Annotated in this window: 16 protein-coding genes; 7 read left to right on the top strand and 9 right to left on the bottom strand. The window is 37.1% G+C overall.

Features of this window, described 5'->3' with window-relative positions:
* Positions 1–4: 4 nt before the first annotated feature.
* The 3 genes from rnc (at position 5) to pyk (ending at position 2,772) form a co-directional block, all read left to right on the top strand.
* A complete protein-coding gene (rnc, locus tag ZA07_RS06310; protein WP_053970872.1) occupies positions 5–745 on the top strand; it encodes a ribonuclease III in 741 nt (246 codons plus the stop codon).
* Between the two features lie 105 nt (positions 746–850).
* A complete protein-coding gene (locus ZA07_RS06305; protein ID WP_053970871.1) occupies positions 851–1,339 on the top strand; it encodes an IPExxxVDY family protein in 489 nt (162 codons plus the stop codon).
* A complete protein-coding gene (gene pyk / locus ZA07_RS06300) occupies positions 1,339–2,772 on the top strand; it encodes a pyruvate kinase (RefSeq protein ID WP_053970870.1) in 1,434 nt (477 codons plus the stop codon). Before ZA07_RS06305 ends, pyk begins: the two co-directional genes overlap by 1 nt.
* Positions 2,773–2,775: 3 nt before the next feature.
* On the opposite strand, the gene dinB is transcribed toward pyk, so the two are convergent.
* The gene (gene dinB, locus ZA07_RS06295) at positions 2,776–3,876 is read right to left on the bottom strand and encodes a DNA polymerase IV (RefSeq protein WP_053970869.1); all 1,101 of its coding nucleotides are present in this window, start codon (positions 3,874–3,876) and stop codon (positions 2,776–2,778) included.
* A gap of 44 nt (positions 3,877–3,920) precedes the next feature.
* Between dinB and ZA07_RS06290 the strand changes: the two genes are divergently transcribed.
* Together ZA07_RS06290 and ZA07_RS06285 are read left to right on the top strand one after the other, a co-directional pair.
* Positions 3,921–4,394, top strand: coding sequence for a CYTH domain-containing protein (locus ZA07_RS06290; protein WP_053972067.1), 474 nt, complete (start codon positions 3,921–3,923; stop codon positions 4,392–4,394).
* A complete protein-coding gene (locus ZA07_RS06285; RefSeq protein WP_053970868.1) occupies positions 4,382–4,924 on the top strand; it encodes a YciI family protein in 543 nt (180 codons plus the stop codon). Before ZA07_RS06290 ends, ZA07_RS06285 begins: the two co-directional genes overlap by 13 nt.
* Positions 4,925–5,173: 249 nt before the next feature.
* Here the strand turns inward: ZA07_RS06285 and ZA07_RS06280 are convergent, their stop codons facing one another.
* The 8 genes from ZA07_RS06280 to ZA07_RS06245 form a co-directional block, all read right to left on the bottom strand.
* Complete coding sequence (locus ZA07_RS06280) at positions 5,174–5,776, bottom strand: hypothetical protein (protein WP_053970867.1); 603 nt, start codon at positions 5,774–5,776, stop codon at positions 5,174–5,176.
* 99 nt (positions 5,777–5,875) lie between these two features.
* Positions 5,876–6,784 (bottom strand): AEC family transporter, encoded by a 909-nt coding sequence (locus ZA07_RS06275; protein WP_053970866.1) that lies wholly within the window; start codon positions 6,782–6,784, stop codon positions 5,876–5,878.
* A gap of 130 nt (positions 6,785–6,914) precedes the next feature.
* Entirely contained in the window at positions 6,915–9,266 is a 2,352-nt protein-coding gene (gene pbpC / locus ZA07_RS06270) for a penicillin-binding protein 1C (protein ID WP_197276706.1), read from the bottom strand.
* A 142-nt stretch (positions 9,267–9,408) separates the two neighbouring features.
* A complete protein-coding gene (gene uxuA / locus ZA07_RS06265) occupies positions 9,409–10,587 on the bottom strand; it encodes a mannonate dehydratase (RefSeq protein WP_053970864.1) in 1,179 nt (392 codons plus the stop codon).
* Between the two features lie 149 nt (positions 10,588–10,736).
* A complete protein-coding gene (locus ZA07_RS06260; protein ID WP_053972066.1) occupies positions 10,737–11,048 on the bottom strand; it encodes an antibiotic biosynthesis monooxygenase in 312 nt (103 codons plus the stop codon).
* Positions 11,045–11,764, bottom strand: coding sequence for a YqjF family protein (locus ZA07_RS06255; protein WP_053970863.1), 720 nt, complete (start codon positions 11,762–11,764; stop codon positions 11,045–11,047). The genes ZA07_RS06260 and ZA07_RS06255 overlap by 4 nt, the downstream gene beginning before the upstream one ends.
* Positions 11,761–17,328 (bottom strand): alpha-2-macroglobulin, encoded by a 5,568-nt coding sequence (locus ZA07_RS06250; RefSeq protein ID WP_053970862.1) that lies wholly within the window; start codon positions 17,326–17,328, stop codon positions 11,761–11,763. Before ZA07_RS06250 ends, ZA07_RS06255 begins: the two co-directional genes overlap by 4 nt.
* A gap of 76 nt (positions 17,329–17,404) precedes the next feature.
* A complete protein-coding gene (locus tag ZA07_RS06245) occupies positions 17,405–18,475 on the bottom strand; it encodes an isoaspartyl peptidase/L-asparaginase (RefSeq protein WP_053972065.1) in 1,071 nt (356 codons plus the stop codon).
* Between the two features lie 120 nt (positions 18,476–18,595).
* On the opposite strand from ZA07_RS06245, the gene ZA07_RS06240 reads away from it, so the two are divergent.
* Complete coding sequence (locus tag ZA07_RS06240; RefSeq protein WP_053970861.1) at positions 18,596–20,149, top strand: aldehyde dehydrogenase family protein; 1,554 nt, start codon at positions 18,596–18,598, stop codon at positions 20,147–20,149.
* Between the two features lie 126 nt (positions 20,150–20,275).
* Complete coding sequence (locus tag ZA07_RS06235; RefSeq protein WP_231628644.1) at positions 20,276–22,348, top strand: prolyl oligopeptidase family protein; 2,073 nt, start codon at positions 20,276–20,278, stop codon at positions 22,346–22,348.
* Positions 22,349–22,369 lie beyond the last annotated feature (21 nt).

Raw genomic sequence — 22,369 nt, 5'->3', positions numbered from 1 at the left:
GCGAGTGAAAAACATTCGAAACATATTAAATTCCCGTTCCAACAGTGGCGGGAATTTTTTTATTTCTATTCGTAATATTTTAGGATTCAAACCAAAAAACTTAAAATATTTTAAGACAGCCTTCACGCATCGATCCATGAATATCAAGGACGATAAGGGAAATCCTATTAACTATGAGCGTTTGGAATTTTTGGGTGATGCCATGTTGAGCGCTGTGATCGCCTCCCACTTATATTTAGAAGTTCCTGGAGGAGACGAAGGCTATTTGACTAAAATGCGTTCTAAGGTTGTAAGCCGAGAACATCTTAACGAATTGGGCAAAGAGCTTAATTTAATTTCCTTGGTAGAGAGTAAAATTCCTAAAGGACAGTTTGGCGACAATATTTATGGCAATTTATTTGAAGCACTTATTGGTGCCATTTTCCTAGATAGGGGTTATAAATACTGCGAAAAATTCATCTATAAAAAAGTCATCATCCCTTATGTTGACATTGAAAAACTTGAAGGTAAGGTCATTAGTTACAAGAGCCTTTTAATTGAGTGGTGTCAAAAGGAAAAGAAAACCTTCAATTATGATGTTTATGAAGATACTGGCAATGATGAGATGAAGCATTTTTCAGTGAAACTCTCCATTAACAACAAGGTCGTCTCTAAAGCTAGGGCTACTTCAAAAAAGAAAGCAGAAGAGAAAGCATCCAAACGCGCCTTTTTTGTCTTTCAGAAACAAATATCCAAATCTTTCTAAACAACTGACCCTACAACGTTTTCGTAGAAAATACTTGGGAAGATTAAAGTTCCGTTTACAAAAATAACGGTTAGAAGTGCTATATTTACACCGAATTTTGGTTGTATGGCAATACGTAAGCTAAACCTTGATGATTTTTTCGATGAGATAGAGTATACCTTAATTGGCATTCATACCTCTATTGAAGATTACCGCTTGGTTTACCTGCTAAACAAGGCATTAAACCTTCGTTTAGTAAGAAAACGAGAGGATGTAGATTTTAAAAACAATGCAAGATTTTCATTGTTTGAATGGGAGAATCCTTCTCAAATGACCATCTGGAATGTGGTATCAAACATTTGTAAAGTAGAACTCTCTGATACTAAAAATGATGGTTCAACATTATTTGGTGATGACAAAAAAATAACCAAAACATTTTATTTGATGCCAGAATTTAAAAATGTAAACTATTTCCTTAAAATTTGCGACGATTTCCACCAATTTCAAGTTGATAAACGCATCGTAAACCGAATTCAGGAAATATCCCAAATTTCAACGGCGTATAAAATTGAACCCAACCTAATCAAATCAAAAGACAACTTAATTTTTAATTAATGTTACAACAGAAAAAAACCAAAATAGTTGCGACTTTAGGTCCTGCTACAAGTAGTAAAGAAGTTCTTAAAGGCATGTTAGATGAAGGCGTTAACGTTTTTAGAATTAACTTTTCCCATGCCGATTATAAAGATGTTGAAGAGCGCATTAAAATGATTCGTGAACTCAATGAAGAATACGAATATAATGCTGCTATTTTAGGTGACCTGCAAGGTCCTAAATTGAGAGTTGGTGTGATGAAAGGTGATGTCTTTGTCAAAGAAGGAGATGAAATCATCTTTGCTACCGGTGAGCGCTTTGAAGGCACCAAAGAGCGAGTTTACATGACGTATAAAAATTTCCCTCAAGACGCCAAACCCGGTGAAAAAATCCTGTTGGATGATGGGAAATTGATTTTTGAGGTGGTTTCTACAGATGGGGAATCAGAAGTTAAAGCCCGTGTTATTCAAGGAGGACCTTTAAAGTCTAAAAAAGGTGTTAACCTACCAAATACCAAAATATCGCAACCTGCCTTAACTGAAAAAGATATAGAAGATGCCATTTTTGCTATCAAACAAAAGGTAGATTGGATTGCTCTTTCATTTGTAAGACATGCAGAAGACTTAATTCAGCTTCAAGACTTAATTAAAGAACACAGTAGTGAAAAAATTCCTATTGTGGCAAAAATTGAAAAGCCAGAAGCTGTTGAAAATATTGATAAAATTGTAGCCTATTGCGATGGTCTTATGGTAGCAAGAGGGGACTTAGGAGTTGAAATTCCAGCTCAAGAAGTGCCTTTGGTTCAGAAAAAATTGGTGTTAAGAGCTAAACAAGCAAGAATTCCTGTAATCATTGCGACCCAAATGATGGAAACCATGATTTCAAGCTTGACTCCTACAAGAGCTGAAGTAAATGATGTTGCCAACTCGGTTATGGATGGGGCTGACGCCGTAATGCTCTCAGGAGAAACTTCGGTTGGACAATATCCTGTTCAGGTTATCAAAACCATGTCTAACATCATAAAAAGTGTTGAAGACTCAGCTTTGATTCAGGTACCGCAATCACCACCACACATCAAAACCAAACGATATATTACTAAATCTGTTTGTTACCATGCAGCTTTGATGGCCAATGAAATTAATGCAAAAGCTATTACCACTTTGACCAATAGTGGTTATACCGCGTTTCAAATTTCTGCTTGGAGACCAAAATCTCATATTTTGGTGTACACTTCAAACAAACATATTTTGACACAATTAAGTCTTTTATGGGGTGTTAATGCCTTTTATTATGACAAAATGGTTTCAACAGATAAGACTATTCAAGATGTCAACTTAATAGCCAAGAAAAAAGGATATGTGAAAAAAGGTGACATGGTAATTAGTTTAGCTTCTATGCCTATTCAAGAGAAAGGAATGACTAATACATTACGTATTAGAGAAATTTCAAAATAAAATCTAAAACTCAAAACGCAATTGAACGCTAACAGAATTTGGTTCTGTTGGCGTTTTTTGTTTTTCAGTATTTAAATTGGACAGTGAAATCCCCAATAACCTCACCGAATTTTGCAATCTATCTTGGTATAGCAGCTCTTTGGCTGTTTCAAGAATTAAACTCTTATCCTGAACAAAATAAGGCAAAGTTTTACTGCGTGTTTGAAGCGAAAAATCACTGTATTTAATCTTCAAAGTAATCGTTTTTCCAGACACGTTACTTTTTTGAAGTCTCCTGGACACCTCATCGACAATATGATCCAGCTTCTTTAGCATAAAAACCTCAGAGGAAAGGTTCTCGCTAAAAGTCCGTTCGGCTGCCAAGGATTTCCTTATCCTATTAGGCTTCACTTCACTAGTATGAATACCCCTAACAACGTAAAAATAATACTTACCCGACTTGCCAAAATGTTCTTCAAGATACTCCAGTGACTTATTTTTTAAATCTTTGCCCGTAAAGATGCCTAACTGATACATTTTTTCGGCTGTAACCTTGCCCACTCCATAAAATTTTTTGATATCCAAAGCCTCAAGGAAATCCAAAACCTCCTCAGGATTGACAGTTTTTTGACCGTTGGGTTTATTAAAATCACTGGCTACTTTTGCAATAAATTTATTGATGGAAATGCCCGCAGATGCCGTCAATCCCACTTCCTCAAGGATTCTATCTCTTATTTCCTTGGCAACCATGGTTGCACTAGGATGTCCTTTTTTATTCTCAGTTACATCCAAGTACGCTTCATCCAAAGACAAGGGCTCTACCTTATCGGTATAATCCATAAAAATTTTCCGAATTTGTTTAGAAATCTCGTGATACCTCTCAAATCTTGGCTTTACAAAAATCAACTCAGGGCATAGCCGTTTGGCCTGAATCCCACTCATGGCACTTCTCACACCAAATTTCCTAGCTTCATAGCTTGCAGCACTTACAACTCCTCGTTTACTACTTCCGCCTACCGCAATCGGTTTACCTTTCAATTCTGGTTGATCCATTTGTTCAACCGAAGCATAAAAAGCATCCATATCCACATGAATTATTTTCCGAATAGGTATATCTTGGTCCATAACACAAATTTATGCTATTTTTAAATGACGATATCACATCCAATATGGTTGAAATAGAACGCAAATTTTTAGTCTCTTCAAAAGCTTTCAAACAAGAAGCTCAAAAGAAAACCTATTTGGTACAAGGCTTTCTTAATTCCACTCCCGAAAGAACCGTAAGAGTACGCATTTCAGGAGATCAAGCCTTTTTAACGGTTAAGGGAAAGTCAACGGAAGATGGCCTCTCTCGATTTGAATGGGAGAAAAATATAAAGGTTGATGAGGCAAAAGAACTTTTGAAGTTATGTGAACCCGGAATAATTGAAAAGACCCGGTTTGAAATTCCAATTGGAAATCACACCTATGAAGTAGATGAATTTTATGGAGACAATAAAGGTCTCATCATTGCAGAAATAGAATTAGAGTCAACCACAGAATCTTTTGAGAGACCTGATTGGTTAGGAAAAGAAGTTACTGGAGAAACAAATTATTACAATTCCCAACTGAGCAAAAATCCTTATAACACATGGAAACACTAAAAAACATCTTAATCCTTACGCTTTTGATTTTGATATCCTTCAATTGTAAAGAGCCTAAAAATGAAACCTTAGAAATTGAAGAAGCTATCGAAGCTCCTATTGATTCGGTCGCTACTGATGTTACCGAGGTAGAGAAACCAAAGTCCCCTCTTAAAATAAAACAGGAACTCACAGACAAAGGCTTCCAGATCTTTGACTATGTAGATCCAAAAACTCAAGACACCATTTTAATGCAACAGTATTTTATTGCTTTCCTTAAAAGAGGACCGATTAGGTCACAAAATGAGGAAGAGGCAAAAAAGTTACAAGAAGAACATTTAGCCCACTTAACACGAATGTATGAAAAAGGTTATGCCGACATCTCCGGTCCTTTTGGAGATGATGGAGATATAAGAGGAATTACTATTTACAATGTTCCAACTTTGAAAATGGCAGATAGTTTGGCGAATCTAGATCCTATGGTTAAATCGGGAAGGTTGACTATAGAAATCCATCCTTGGTGGGCGGCCAAAGGTTTCCCTTTGAGATGACAAGATCTTGAAATACCTTCGTCCAATTTTCACCTTATTTTCAATTATGTGAATTGTTAATTCAATGATTCCAATTATCCGTCATCAATCCTTTTTATGTGTTTCCAATTGCTATTATATGGGATTATATTGTCTTATTATTTCTAGAATAAAGCCCTTAAGAATCTTGACATTCTCAAAGATGCTTTCTATAGGAGTAATTAGTATTATCTAAGGTTTTAGACTTCTACTAAAAAATTATTATAATCATTAATCATTTATTTCTTCTTGAAAGTCATCTGGTTTTGGTGGAGGAGAAAATTGAGTCATCTCTTCCCATTGCTTGTATTGTTCCTCAGTAAGAATATTCTTTACTCTAGCCTTGAAAAATTCGTTCTTATTGTGCATGTCTTCATCATAAAGTAAATCTCCAGTATGTTCATCAAAAACGGGAAATGCCTTAGTAGATTCATCATCATTCTTTGGCCTTTCACGTCGTCCTGGCGGAGGACCTCCTGGCCCACCTTTACCACCACCCGGTGGTTGCCCCCCTCCTCCATCAAACTGGGGCCTTCTACCTTCATGTCCCTGAAAACCTGTTTTTTCTTTTCTTTCTTTCTGAGGCAAACTATCCATTTTCTCCAAATAAACTTCTTTCAATGAATTATAGTTTTCTTGACGATCCTCATATACAACCTTCAGTTCTTTTTTTTGTTTTTTAGTAAGATCCAATTCATCTTTAATCAGCTTATACTCTTCATCAGGTATCAAAAGCACCTTTTTTTCTCCATGCTCCTGTAGATATGGGTCTTGAGAAAAAATAGCGTGACTGAAGCTTCCGGCCAAAATACACGCAATCATAAGTTTTTTCATAATGTTTGTTTAAGTGATAAAACTAATATGCCGCTACCCAAATGAAAAAATAAATAGGTCAAAACTAAAAATAACGAGGTGAAAAAGAATACAGATGGATTAGATAGAAAGAATAACATACCATATACCCAAAGTTAAAAAGGATGCAGGAATACCTATACTAACCATCATGTTGCTGAGTTTCGGCTTGAGTCCGTAGGCTGTGGAAACAATAGCTGCAGTAATCATAGGCGCCATTCCAGCTTCCAATACACAAACATTAATATTTACTCCAGATTGATTAAAAACACTTTTGTATAAAATAAAAATTATTAAAGGCCACAATATCAGTTGGTAACTTAACCCCATTATAAGAAATCCCCAGTGCTTGCTTCTTCGTTCCAAATTCAATTGATATCCAACTGAAACCAAAGCCAAAGGGGAAATGGTCATAGATAATTTTTCAAAAACAGAGTCGACTACCTCAGGAACCTCTAACTGCAATAAGATCAATAGCACTCCAAAAGAAAATGCCATAAAGGGAGGAAATCTTAGAATACGTCTTGTTATTTGCTTTAAGCTCGTACTTCCTCGAGAATACATAGCTGCCACAGTAACTCCCGCCGTAGACAACATAATAAAAGTTCCTGGTAAATCAACCAGTACCAAAGTTTCTAAGCCCTCTTTACCATATAAAGCTTCAATAACCGGAATCCCAACAAAAGATGTATTTGCTAATCCTGACATTAAGATCATACATCCTGTTAAACTTTTGGACCAACCTAACCATTTTCCTAAAGATGAAAACAAAAGAAAAGAAATTAAAAACCCTAACCAAGCGACTCCAACTGGGAAAAGCAACTTTGGAGACATCTCAATTTTTGGCAAATAATATAAGGCCATCGCTGGGATCGAAATATAAATGACAAACTTATTTAGAACCACCACCGTCTCCTTGGGAAATATTTGGGTCTTTTTAAAAATAAACCCTAAAAAAAGACATAAAAAGAGGAGGATTATACTAGACACAAACGCAAAAATTTATATGACAAAGATAATTGTAAAGCCAATTTCTTGATGCTTTAAAAAATTAAAAATAATGCCTTTATATTCTAGAATCTGAACTAAATAGACCTCTTTTTTAGTATTCCCAAATTACCTACTTCGAAATCTGAATGACTCTAGATATTTCAGATCCCATTTCATCTATAACCGTAATAGTGTGTTTGCCAAATGAAGGTAAAACTGCCAATTCATGAATGTCTTTGGTTTGACCAATAAATTGATTGTCCAAATACCAAAACACCCGGAATTCTGGTTGGGAATGACTAATTTTTAAAATAAGTTCATTTGTTTGACCATCAAAATCCTTCGGAAGAAAAATCTGGTTGTTTGCTTTTGGATAAATAAAAGCCATAGATGGTTTGGACTCTCCCACACAGTCTTCTCTCAATTTGGGTAACTCTTTGTAAAACGGATTTTTCCTTTTGTAATAATAGGCCATTAAAGGAGGCAATACAAACCAGGGTTTAGACTTTATATCTCCTAAAAATTCACAAGAACTATTCACTTGAAATCGTTCTTCTTGATCCAAATGAACCAACACGTGATATGGACAAGGCTTTGTTTTCAATCCTGAGATTTGCACCCATTCCTTATTGACCGTTTCACAATTTGGAGAAGCCCTAAAACCACTTTGCTCACAAATTTCAACCTCCTGGAGTTCATCATAAGGAATGGAGAACCACGTGCTTTGAGGCAACAAATCAAATACATCAAACAATATGGGAGCAGCAGCTTGGATACCCACCAAACCTGGTCGTCCCTCACCATCTGCATTACCAACCCAAACCCCTACCACATAATCTTTGGTTGTCCCAATAGCCCATGCATCCCTAAATCCAAAACTGGTTCCTGTTTTCCACGCAATTTGTTTGGAGTCGTCATAAAACTCCCAATTCTCATTTCCCACAGGCCGATTAACTTCCTTGAGACTTTCTAAAGTCAAATAAATCGATCCCGCATCAAATAAGGTTTTTGACGAACTTAAATAACCAAAATCAACTTCCTGATTTTGAAAAAAAATGGGTTCGCAGAATTCTTTGGAATAATATTCACTAGAAGTTTCGGTATAATGATTCACTGTTGAAGATAAGGCTGCATAGCTTTTACATAAATCCCATAAATTGCTTTCAGATCCTCCTAAAATAAGGGACAACCCATAATGGTCGGGACCGTATTTTAAATCCTTCAAATGCAACATATTCAAAGTGCGATAAAATTTTTCCAAACCAAATTCCTTGAGCATCCTAACGGATGGCACATTCAATGATCTAGAAAGTGCCTGATTAGCTGGTACGGCACCATCAAACTCCTTATTGAAGTTTTCTGGCACATAACTTCCAAACTGGGTTGGAATATCGGCCACCAAAGATTGGGACAGAAGCTCACCAGAATCCAACATGGCAGAAAAGAGGAACGGTTTCAAAACACTTCCTGTGCTTCTTGGCTTATCAATAACATCTACATCTTTTTGATGCGCTTTATCGGTTGGTGTATTCCCAACATAACATAACACTTTTCTTGTATGGACATCCAAAACCAAAACGCCAGCATTATAGATTTCATTCTGCCGTATTTGATTGTAGTGGTTTTTTACTATTCGATTAACTTGATTCTGTAAAGCATAATTCAAACTAGTAACCAACCGTTTCCCTGTTTGTTCCAATGCCATTTTTTGCAATAAATGAGGTGCTTTTTGAGGAAGCGCAAATGGTTTTTGTGGGAGTTCTTCGGCTACAGCCAATTCATAAGTAATTTCATCAATGACATTCTCTTCTTTCAGCTTTCTTAGTAACGCATTTCGTTTTTTCAATAGCTGGGTTTGATTCTTGCCTGGATATATGAGACTTGGAGCATTTGGCAACACAGCCAAAGTTGCACTCTCAGCCCACGATAGATCAGATGAATTTCTATGGAAATACCTCCATGAAGCCGCTTCCAATCCTACTACGTTCCCTCCAAAAGGGGCATTGCTAGAATACATAGATAGTATATCGTCCTTGGAACACCTCAACTCCAGCCGCGTTGCCAAAATGAGTTCCTTTACCTTTTCAAAATAGGTTCTAGGCTGTCCCTTTCGTGAAAGCCTTATTACTTGTTGCGTAATCGTACTCCCGCCCCTTTTTATTTCACCATTTGAAAGGTTTTCCTTTAAAGCCTTGATTATCGAAATGGGATTAAACCCCGGATGATTATAAAAATATTCATCCTCAAACTGAAGGATACAAGTCTTAAATTTGTTTGAAACCGAATCACTTGCTGGAAATCGCCATTGTCCATCTGAGGCAATCTTGGCTCCCATCAAAATGCCTTCTTTACTTGTAATAACAGTAGAGGTGGGTTCTTTGAACAAGGTTGTTGGCAGACAAAAGGCGTAGGCCACTATCAGTCCTAAAATAACCGCAATTTTAAACTTGTTTTTATATATGTAATTGGCTTTTAAAAACACAATTTTACAGCTTCAAAATTTGGAGTCAATAAACTCCATTTAATACTCTCCCTCAAAGCTAATGAAAACCCATATATAAAAATAAACCCCTAGCTATTCTTATTTGAGAACAACTAAGAGTTAAGATAGTTCAGGTTTTTGTCTAGATAAGGCTTTTTGAGATTCCCATCTCCAATCCCCTCAATTCAGCCAGTCCTCTTAATCTACCAATTCCTGAATAGCCTGGATTTGTTTTTTTATTCAAATCGTCAAGCATTTGGTGACCATGATCTGGACGCATGGGGATTTGGTGGTCATCTCTACCTTCTTGATTTCTTCTTTTTTCTTCCAAAACGACCTCCTTAACAATCCCGAACATATCCACATCTCCTTCTAGATGGTTGGCTTCATAAAAGTTTCCTTCCGCATCCCGTTTAGTACTTCTTAAATGTAAAAAATGGATTCTATCGGCAAATCGCTTGAATATATTCAATAAGTCATTATCAGCTCTAACACCTAAAGATCCTGTACAAAATGTCATCCCATTGGATAATTGGGGGACTTCTGAAAAAAGATATGCATAATCTTCTTCAGTACTCACAACCCTGGGTAAACCTAAAATAGGATATGGTGGATCGTCTGGATGGATACACATCAAAACTTTATTGGCTTCTGCGATCGGGATGATTTCTTTTAAAAACAAAATGAGATTCTTCCTTAAAGTGTCAGCATCAACTTGCGAATAGGAATCTAGTACCTTTTGAAATTGTTCTATCGAATAACCTTCTTCAGCACCAGGTAATCCAGCAATAATATTGCTTATTAATTTTGTTTTTTCTGACTCAGAACAACCCTCTAAGTATGCTTTTGCCTTCGATTTTTGTTCTTCCGAATATATTTCTTCTGCTCCAGGTCGTTTGAGCAAATACAATTCAAACGCTGCAAATGCTGTTGCATCAAATCGTAAAGCTTGTGAACCATCTTCAACTGTAAAATTTAAATCTGTTCTAGTCCAGTCCAAAACGGGCATAAAGTTGTAGCACACAATTTGAATTCCACATTGGGCTAGATTTACAATACTTTTTTTATAGTTTTCAATGTATTTTTTAAAATTCCCAGAACGGGTTTTTATCTCCTCATGAACTGGAATACTCTCTACAACACTCCAAGTAAGACCATATTTCTCAATGTCCTTTTTTCGCTTCATAATTTCATCAATATCCCATATACTTCCATTAGGAATATGATGCAATGCTGACACAATACCTGTAGCCCCAGCTTGTTTTATATCTGATAATGATACGGGGTCTTTAGGACCATACCAACGCCAAGTTTGCTCCATAGCTTATTTGTTTTTTGTCTTTCTTAGGAAAGGATTAAATACTACTATTCTCTTCTCCGAATATATCTATATCAAACATAAGGCTTCATCTATAATTTCAAAATAAAAGACAGAAAATCTAGAACGTTTTTATAAACCGCAATTTCGTTTTAATTCTGAAAAGTATACTCCCGCTCCACTTTGCAAATCCTTACATGGTACCAGTCATACCAATTGAATCGGCCTAATTCCTGAGCTATCATATGTTCAGAATGCTTTTTCCAATTGGAAATATCTGAGAGGGTTTTCCAGTAGCTGACTGTAATTCCCAAACCACTTCTTGCGCTTTCCAAAGCAATAAACCCAGGTTGGTTTTTCGCTAACTGTTCCATTTTTTCGGCCATTTCTGAATAGCCTTCTAATTGATCGGTTTGAATGGAAGAGAAAATCACAGCATAATATGGAACAAATTCGGTCTTCAAAGAGAATGTTTCTTTTTCTTCCAAGTAATCACCTTCACTCCGGGAGAGTAGTGTACTAGCTCAGGTTGTTCACTTAGCTCTGGGAATCCTTGATAATTAACTTCCAAATCCTTTATTTGAATCTCCTTCATTGGCCAAGGTAAGTGATGAATGTTATATTCAAACACCCCTTTTTTGGATGGATGGAATAAAGCATACCTTTCAGTTAACCAACAATCAAGCTTGCTTTTATGTTCCAAACTGTCCCCAACCCGATAAGTGACAGAATAATGATCCTGTTGTGCTGGATTTTTAGAATTATAGCTGAATGTATTTCTTTTTATATTGGAATACCGATAAGGGAGTTTTGAAAACGCTTTCAAAACCCTACAAGATGATCTCTTACTCCCTTCCATACTCAAAAAATAAACCCCTGGTTTTCCTTGGTATTTGATATAGGTGCGAATATTAAGTTCATGAAAATCTGATATATGTGGCACTTTCGGGATGTTCTTAATACCAATATTATTCATATCAAAAGCCACTAAAGAAATCCAAGGAGAGCCATCAAACATATCAATTTCAAACACCTCTGGCACCAATGCTCTCAAGTCATTCAAAGATATCCTCCAGTGCATGAATATGGCTTGGTTCCATTCTTGATAGTATTTCCAAGATTCCTCTGGAATCTTAAAAGGTCGGTGATCTGTAATGCTTTCGATTTCCTTTACTTTCATTTTTGAACTTTTATCCAATTACCTTTAGTTCTTACCAAATAATCATCATCATACATAGCCTCCGCTTGAATGCCTGGTAAGTAATACGTTCCCAAATAAGAGGCGTTCAACATTATCTGAAATGTTTTGGTATCCTTTTTTCCCTTTTTGTCCAAATCAAAATAATAACTCACCCGGTCATCCCTAATATCGATATACTCTGCCTCACTTGTGGTTGCGGCACCAAAATCGGTGAAACGGGTATTTATTATTTCCCACCCAGATGGAATGATTTGCGTTAGAGCGACATTATTAACAGCCAATGATTTCAAATTGGATACTTGAATAGTCGCTAAAAAGTCTTGTCCTTGTTGCAAGGTCTTTATATCTATAGGACTTCCTTTTAGATCCTTATAAACCACCGATACACTTAATCCGCGTTGCTCTACCAACTCCTCTCCCAATGGTAATTTTCCAGAATTTAAAACTCTTACATAAACCACATTGTTTGATTTATTGATCATACTCAAAGAGTTAACTCCATTTTTTATAGAAAGCTCCCTAGTAGCCATAGATTTTGAAGTTTCAATATCATGAGTTTTACCATCTAAAATGTACGATAATTTTAAAGATTTTCCACCATTACTTTCCACCATTTTAGCAATAGACAGTAAACTATAGGCTGTTGTTTGTGTACTCATCCAGCGATTTCCAGATAATTCTTTAGCAATAAGCTCAGCCAATTCCCTCATCTTCCCATCCTTTACCAAGACCAAAGTTTCCAGAGCCATAGCTCGATTCCTATCCACAGATCCATAAGTATAATAATCATTTCTGATAGGTTCAAATTCTATATTTGCGGTTTTCAACAAAGCTTGACTAGCTTCCTTTTGGCCCGCTAAAGCATAAGCCGCAGCCAATCGCCATTTGGCTTCGTTTGAAATTTCACTGAATTCTCTCAACCTATTCATTGCAGCCAAATCAGGCTCGCCTGCCAAAGCCAAAGTATAAAGACGGTAAGCTTGTGATAAATCAGAATGGTAAATGCGATAACTTGGCCTCCAATCCCGAGCTGCCATTTTTTGATATTTTAACCAATTGGACTTAAACATCACCGGTAAGGCATATCCTTTTCGTTCTGCCTCCAACAAAAAATGACCTGCATAACTGGTCCCCCAATCGTTCACCTCAGAAGCTCCCATCCAATAACCCATACCTCCATCTGAGGTTTGAAAATAAGCCAGCTTTTTAATGGCTGCCTCCACATTTTGTTGGATGGCTTTCTTTTTATCAACGGTTAAATCAAAAATATCAGTTAAAAACAACTGTGGAAAAACACTTGATGTGGTTTGCTCTACACACCCGTGAGGATATTGAATCAAATATTGTAAGCGTCTTGAAAAATCCATTGGAGGAATAGTAGAAAACTCTACGGTAGCCGAATTGGTTCCTTCAATTCCGAAAGTTCTAATCTCCATATTCTTGCTTTCATTGGCGCTCAGAGTTATATCCGTTGATTTTGAAGAAATAGGATTTGGATTCAATACATCCAACTCTACCTTATAAGTCGCCTTTTCTCCATTACCCCGAGCAACCACTTCTATCTGTTGAATTCCTTTAACCTTATGGACATCCAATTCAAAATAGGCCATTTTCTCATCAGGTTTATCGAAGTTAATTTTTTGGATTTTTTCTCCTACAATGGAAAGTCCTTCACTTAATTTAAGACTCACTTCCACCGACTTGACATGCGGTTTCATAGCAAATACTGTGACAGGTAATTGCACTTTTTCTGAAGGACTTAACTTTCTTGGCAAACTTGCCAAAACCATAAGTGGCTTTTTAACAGGGATTGCCTTTTCAACATTCCCGTATGCTTCCTTATCATTGTTTCCAGCTACAACCATAGCCCTTACTGAGCCAACGTAATTTGGCATCATCAAATGATGCTCCTTTTTTTGACCTGCTTCTAATTTGAAAGGACCTAAATACATGACCACCGGTTTAAATCGGTTGGCTTTTTTGTTCTTACCTTTTTCAATAGAACCATCACCACCAATAGAAAACACTTGATCAATACTTCCTGAATAGGCACCAATCACTTGATCAAAAAGATCCCAAGTTTTAACTCCTAAAGCCTCTCGGGCATAAAAATCATCCCAGGCATTTGGTGTTTTAAATCGGGTTAAATCTAATAATCCTTCATCCACAACGGCTAAGGTATAGGTCATGGCTTTATTGTTTTTTTCTGAAATAGTCACCTTAAACTCGGTTTCAGGTTTCAGCTCATCGGCCATATCCAATTGAGGATGAAGTCTAGTATCCTTATTTTCGACCATCAAGGGAATAACACCATACAACCTAATGGGTAAATCATTTGAAGTGACAGCATGTGGTTGCAAGAGAGAAATATTAACGAACACATTGGGTGCCATTTCTGGAGTAATAGGAACGTCAACCGATGTTTGACCTTTTTCAGTCTTTACCCATCTGTAGTCAAGCACCTCGGTACCATTCTCAATACTAATCAAAGCACGTCCTTCTTCCCCGGAAGGAAAGGTTATTTTAGCGGTCTCTCCCGTTTGGTAAGTTTCTTTGTCTGCATTAAATACCAGCATTTTGGCCGCATCTTTGTTTCCAGAGGGAACAGCATCCCACCAATTTTTATAAAAATAGGCTGTACTTCCAGTAGAATGGCCTCCTTTTGTGTCAATAACTCTAATTAAATAACGCCCTCTTCCACTATCTGGAATATTCAAGTTAAAAGCACCTTCTCCTTTTGAATTTGTATTCAGTTTGGTATCATAAACCGCCCTGTGGTAATTATTTGAAACATAGCTGGAAAGGTTATCATAAGATGCATTCCACCACCAACGCCATTCCACTTTATACACTTTTACCTCTAAGCCCTCACGTTGTAACGGTTTTCCCTGGGCATCTACCAAAACGACTTTAAAGGTTTGGTTCCTTCCAGTTTCAAACCCACCATATTGATTTCCTTCAGGCATTTTTAAACCGACAAAGGCATCATAAGGCGCATAGATTTTACTAAAAGCATCAATGGAAAAATCTCCTCCATTTTCAAAAGCCCTCACCAAAAATTGAGCTTTTAACAATCCTGGCGCACTACCTTCCAGATTAATTTGTTTATGAACATTAGCCTTTCCATTTTCGTCAACTTTTCCCTCAAAAACAGTTAATTCTTCTGTTTTAAAAACTTTGGATGGATCTTGAAAGGTATAACCTTTGTAATGGTCAAATCCTTGAGAAGATGCTGTAAATTTAGCTTTAATTTCAGCTTTTAAATTTTTACCTGGCGCACCATGTAACCAATGTACCCCCAAATCAGCCATCAAGGAAGATTCTTTGGTAATTATGCCGTCTCCAAAATCCAAGTCTATTTTCAATCGGTTGGGTTTGACCGTTTCAATCTTGATGGTTTTGTAATATTTGGCTCCTCCTACAGAGACCTTGGCACTGTAATTACCTGTTATATCATCAGTGGTTGTGGGCACTGTAAACTTATAAAATTGATTCACATGCTCTGATCTCACTTCTTTGTAAACCATTTTACCATTCGGATCTGTGAGCTCCAATTTGACTGGATGGCCGTTCGGAAGTTCATTATCCTTATCGTTCAAAATAAACGCCAAATGAAGAGTATCTCCTGGTCGCCAAACGCCTCTTTCCCCATACAAATAGCCTTTTAATCCTCTTTGCAGTTTATTCCCTGATACATCAAACTTGCTTAGTGACAGTGAATTTCCATCATTCAATTTAATATAGGCCTTACTGCGACCTTTGATTACAACAGCATAGGATGCAAATTGATCTGAGTCAATCATGGTAAAACCCTTTTCATCCGTAGTGCTTTGCACAAGTTCTTGTTGTTGATAATTGTAAAGCTTAACCGTTGCATTTGCTTCTGGTTCTGTAGTTAGCAAATCGGTTACTGCAAAGAAATAGGTGTTGTTATTTCCTCTTTTTGCAACCACTCCCAAATTGGAAGCCAACAAGGTTTGGGAAACAACTCTCTCTTCATGGTAATAGGCACTGTGACAAGGATTTTCACGTTCCTTCCAATTGTAAGTGTAATTTTTATATCGATACGTCAAGTTATCCCAGTAAGCTTCTTCCCTTAATTCTTCATCTTCGTTATAATCTACACTTAGGTTTTCCATGTAGTCCTCTTCATAATAATACTCCTCCTCTTCATCGTTACTTGAAACCGTATCATTAGAATCACAATGATATAAGGAATAACTTTGCTCAAAACTTATTTCCACGCGGTAAAGTGAGCCTGGATCAGCCTGAAAAAACTTGGATAGATCCAAACTATAAGCTTTCCACTTCCCTTGATATTCCTGTTCGTTTTGAACTAATGGGATTGTTTTTTTTGCAATCCTTCTTCCCACGCGTCGTAGATTACTTGTGTAAGTGTCGCCAAAATCATTTTCCTGTAAAAACTGAAGCACATTGTCTTCAAAAATCTTGATAACCCTAACATCAACAGCCTTAAGGTTAACTGCCTCAAAATTTAATTTCAACTCTTTGGAATTGGGTAAAATCACGCCACTGCTTAACATCCTCACTTGAGGCTTCAACTCTTCAAAAGAAACCGTTTCTGAAAATGGTTTTTTCAATTTATAGCCTTCGGTATTGGTGATGCCCTGAAAAACATCTACTTGAATATTTCCGACCAATTTTGAACTAGGATAAACCCTCAGCACATTTCCATTGACCAAAAATTTTGGGGTAGCTGAGTTCTCAATACTTACTAACCCATCAAAATTTTGTTCCTTTTTCAATGGATCTGAAAAGTTTAAAACCAAACATTGCTCTGGATTCTGGGTAACTGAAACATCTATAATTGAGAAATTATTGATCCCGGGAATTAAAAAAGAATTTTCTCCTTTGTTATCCGCTTTAATCGCTTCCCCATCCCATTTAATCAATATGTGATCATCTTCAATTTCCCTGTGAATACTATCTATTTTGAAATCAAAATTTCTAGAAGCAGTGCTTTCCTCATTAAAAACAATAGCAAGAGACTCATCATTTTGAGTCGCTTGGATAAGCTTTTTTGCTTTTTCAATGGAAATGATATCGGCTGACTTTAACGCACCCTCTAAATACTGCCATTCCCTATCATAGGATTGAAGGCTATTGGTTACCACAGTAAAATTGGGTCTAATAGTTTTGAATTGAAAGGTAAATTCAGATAATTCCTTTGAAACATCTTTATACACATCCTTAAGTTTCAAAGTCACGGTATATTCCGTATCGGAATCCAAGGGTTCATCGGGAGTAAAAACGAGGGCATGGTTATTTACTGCTGTAAGTTTCCCCTCTACATAAGGGTCAACCTTTAGCAATTTTTTATCTAATGCCATGTCTGGAGACCACCCTTCTACCTCCTTGGCCAAATTAATTTGAATGGGGTCTGCCACCGAAACCAAACCCGAGGTAGTAAAACTGATATACTCTTTAAATCTGTAGATATTATTGGTTTCTACATCATTTTTTTTACAGGAAAATACTAATAACCCTATTAGTAGAATTGAGAGGTACTTGCTTTTTATCATTGTTTAAAATGACTGTATTAAAGTAGGTTAATATTAAATTTTAAAAATTATGAATTTTTAGTCATACTCTGATAAGTTACTCAGAAAACATGCCAATATATAAATCACCTTGATCATTCATAGAAGCGCGGAACATCCCAGCCGTATTAAATTCCATGACCACTTCGCCCGTTTTGTCAATTGCAATGAGTCCACCGTCACCACCCATTTCAGGAATTTTCTTTTGAATTACCTCTTTGGCTGCTTCTTTTAAAGTCATGCCTTTATATGCCATCAATGCCGAAATATCATAAGCTACCATGCCTCTAATAAAAAATTCACCCCAACCCGTACAGGAGATCCCGCATGTAGCATTATTTGCATAGGTGCCGGCCCCAATGATTGGAGAATCACCAACCCGACCCCAACGTTTGTTCATCATACCGCCGGTAGAAGTACCCGCTGCCAAATTCCCATTTTTATCAAGAGCCACACAACCTACGGTTCCAAACTTAGAATCTTTAATATTGGAATCATAAAAACCTTGCTTTTGGGACGTTTTCTTTTTCTTTTCGGCTTCCTGAAGTCGTTTTAGGGATTGTACGCGATTTTCAATAATAAAATAGGAAGGATCAACAGTAGACAACCCTTGTTCATTAGCATAAATATCTGCTCCTTGACTAGCCATCATCACATGTGGTGATTGCTCCATGATAACCCGCGCCAAAGAAATGGGGTTTTTAACAGTTTTGGTTCCAGCCGAAGCTCCAGCATTCAGTGTTTTTCCATCCATAATGGAGGCATCCAATTCGGCAGTCCCTTCATTGGTTAAAACAGCACCCTTCCCAGCGTTGAAGAATGGCGAATCCTCCAAAACATTAATGGTTCTCTCCACAGCATCCAAACTACTACCTCCATCTTTCAAGATTTGATGTCCCACTTTTATTGCTTCCTCAAGCTTATCCCGATATTGCTTTTCTTGCTCAGCACTCATGTTCTCACGAAGAATGGTTCCGGCACCACCATGAATAACAATAGCAAAGGATTGTGGTTTGGTTTCCGATTTTTCCAAAGAAGAAAATCCCTGGTCTATCTTCCCTTGATTTTGGGATTGATGACATGACAGTAGCCAAAAAAATACCAGAAATATAGGTGCAATTGATTTCATCATTTGGAGTCTTAATAAGAACAATAAAGTTAATATTTTTGAACCAACATCGTTTAAATAAGCCACTTAATATTAGTACCTTCGCAAAAAACACAGCTATAAATTATAAAAAAACTAATTATGCAAGCAGTTGCAACCGATTTTGGAATCGAAAAAGCACTAAACGAATTAGGTGTTAAAGGAATAAATCCAGGAACATCCACAGGAGTAAATTGCTTTGGTGATGGAGACATCATTGAGAGTTATTCTCCCGTTGATGGCCAATTAATTGCCAAGGTAACTTCCACCACAAAGGATGATTATGAAAAGATGATGAAGACCGCTTCAGAGGCATTCAAAACCTGGCGATTAAAACCCGCTCCATTACGGGGTGAAATAGTAAGACAGTTTGGAGACAAGCTTCGAGAAAAGAAGGAAGCTTTAGGCAAATTGGTTTCTTATGAAATGGGAAAAAGTTATCAAGAAGGCTTAGGAGAAGTTCAGGAAATGATTGATATCTGCGACTTTGCAGTAGGTCTTTCACGTCAACTTCATGGATTTACCATGCACAGTGAGCGCCCTGGACATAGAATGTATGAGCAATACCACCCGCTGGGAATTGTAGGTATTATTTCTGCTTTCAATTTCCCTGTAGCAGTTTGGAGTTGGAACACGGCACTTGCTTGGATTTGCGGTGATGTATGCGTTTGGAAACCTAGTGAAAAAGCACCTATTTGTGGCATTGCTTGTCAAAATTTAATCGCCGAAGTTCTAAAAAACAATGACCTTCCAGAAGGTATTTCTTGTCTAGTTAATGGGGATTACAAGGTTGGAGAATATATGACCAAAGACCAACGAGTCCCATTGATTTCAGCTACTGGCTCAACCCGAATGGGTAAAATCGTGGCTCAAGAGGTGGCAGCAAGACTTGGAAAGAGCTTACTGGAATTGGGAGGTAATAATGCCATTATTGTCACCCCTGATGCGGATATCAAAATGACGGTGATAGGAGCTGTTTTTGGGGCTGTAGGAACCTGTGGTCAACGTTGTACTTCTACCCGTCGCCTTATTATCCATGAGAGTGTTTATGACCAAGTGAAGGATGCCCTAGTTGCAGCATACAACCAGTTAAGAATAGGTAATCCATTGGATGAAAATAATCACGTGGGTCCACTTATCGATCAAGATGCCGTTTCTATGTATCAGCACGCTTTAGAAAAAGTAGTTGAAGAAGGAGGAACTGTTTTGGTTGAAGGTGGTGTTTTTGAAGGAGAAGGTTATGAGAGTGGGTGTTATGTAAAACCTGCCATTGCAGAAGCTAAAAACAGTTTTGAGATTGTTCAACACGAAACCTTTGCTCCCATTTTATACCTTATGAAATACTCGGGAGATGTTGAAAATGCTATTGAAATCCAAAACGGAGTGGTTCAAGGCCTGTCTTCAGCAATTATGACCAATAATTTAAGAGAAGCTGAAAGATTCCTATCTCATGCCGGTTCAGATTGTGGTATTGCCAATGTAAACATCGGAACTTCAGGTGCCGAAATTGGAGGTGCTTTTGGAGGTGAAAAAGAAACTGGTGGCGGCCGTGAATCAGGTTCTGATGCATGGAAAGTGTATATGCGCAGGCAGACCAATACCATTAACTATACAACAGAGCTTCCTTTAGCGCAAGGAATCAAGTTTGATTTATAAAAAAACAAAAACTCTATATTCAAAACCGTTTCCTCACCGAAACGGTTTTTTTATTCCCATACTTACTGACTCAACACAACATAAATTAGCTAATTTAGGAGACATTAAATGGATAAAAAATCAACCATGAAATACCCTGAAACAAAAAAAGGGGATTCCAGATCCACCTATTTTGGAACCGAAATACTTGACCCTTACCGCTGGCTGGAAGATGATCAAAGTAAAGACACTAAAGATTGGGTGAAAGCTCAAAATGAAGTTACCAAACAATATTTAAATCAAATCGATTATCGTCATACCATTGCTGAAAAACTGAAAGGATTATGGGATTATGAAAAGGTTGGGGCGCCATTTCAAGAAGGAAATGAGACCTATTATTATAAAAATAATGGTGTTCAAAACCATAGTGTTTTATATCGAAAAAGGGAAGTTGGAGATGATGAAGTTTTTTTAGATCCCAATTCATTTTCAAAAGATGGAACCAAATCTCTATCCCAAATCAGTTTTACCAAAGATGGTTCCTTGGCAGCTTATTCGATTTCTGAAGGTGGTAGCGATTGGAGAAAAGTAGTTGTGATAGACACACAAACTAAAGAACAGATAGGAGATACTTTGGTTGATATAAAATTCAGTCAATTATCATGGAAAGGCAATGAGGGTTTCTACTACTCTAGTTATGACAAACCAAAAGGAAGTGAATTGTCTTCAAAAACAGACCAACATAAAGTTTACTATCATAAAATAGGAACTAAGCAAAGGCAAGACCTAAAAATTTACGGGTTTACAGCAGAGGAAAAGCACCGTTATATTTATGCTACTGTAACGAAAGATAGTAGATATCTCATTTTGACCCCTAGAGTTTCTACCTCAGGAAACAAGTTATTCCTAAAAGACCTTCAAAATGAAGCAACACCCCTTTTAACTGTTTTGGATCACTGTGATTCGGACACCTATTTACTAGACAATAATGAAACCCATCTGTTTCTATACACAAACTTGAAGGCTCCTAATGGAAAAATCGTTATGGTTGATGCAAGGAATCCAAAACCGGAAAATTGGATTGATCTAATTCCTGAAATAGAATATGTTTTAACTCCATCCAAAGGTGCTGGATTTATTTTTGCTGAATACATGACAGATGCCATTTGTTCGATTAAACAATATCAATATGATGGTGTTCTAGTAAGAACTATTGATCTACCCGGAAAGGGGAGCACTACTCCTATCTCTGGAAAAGAAAATCAAAAGCTACTTTATTACAGTTTTACCAATTACAAGACCCCTAATAGCATCTATGAATTTGATCCCACTTCTGGAAAATCAAGTTTATATTGGCAACCAAAAATTGATTTCAATCCTTCTGATTATACAAGTGAACAGGTTTTTTACCGTTCAAAGGATGGGACTAAAATCCCGATGATCATAACTTATAAAAAAGGATTAAAGCGTCATGGAAAGAATCCTACCATGCTTTATGGTTATGGTGGGTTTAATATCAGTCTAACTCCTGCTTTTAGTGTCGTCAATGCGGTTTGGTTAGATTTAGGCGGTATTTATGCTGTCCCCAATTTGCGTGGTGGCGGTGAATATGGTAAAGACTGGCATAATTCGGGAACACAAAGACAAAAACAAAATGTATTTGATGACTTTATTGCAGCCGCGGAATATTTGATTGAAAAACAGTACACCACTTCAGAATTTTTAGCTATTTCTGGTCGATCCAATGGTGGATTGCTCGTTGGTACCACAATGACCCAAAGACCAGATTTAATGAAAGTAGCAATCCCCGGCGTAGGTGTTCTAGACATGTTACGATACCATACCTTTACAGCTGGTGCAGGTTGGGCCTATGATTATGGAACTGCTGAGGATAGTGAAGCTATGTTCAATTATCTTTTGGGGTATTCGCCAGTTCATAACGTAAAAAACAACAAAATATATCCGGCTACCCTTGTCACCACCGCCGATCACGATGATAGGGTGGTTCCAGCACATAGTTATAAATTTGCAGCAGAACTTCAACAAAAACAAACTGGGGAAAATCCGGTATTAATTCGTATCGACGTCAATGCTGGTCATGGTGAAGGAAAACCAATCTCTTTACAAATGCAAGAATGGGCGGATATTTATGGCTTTACGTTATTTAATATGGGTTATAAAGAACTTCCTGTTGAAGTACATGAAAAAATAAAGGGCTAGGGCATTTTTTATTGGTATTTT

Origin of the sequence: Mangrovimonas sp. ST2L15 (assembly GCF_001280515.1) — a bacterium.
Classification (GTDB): Bacteria; Bacteroidota; Bacteroidia; order Flavobacteriales; family Flavobacteriaceae; genus Mangrovimonas; species Mangrovimonas futianensis.
The sequence above is the reverse complement of the archived record's forward strand: the minus strand, read 5'-3'. Positions and strand labels throughout refer to the sequence as shown.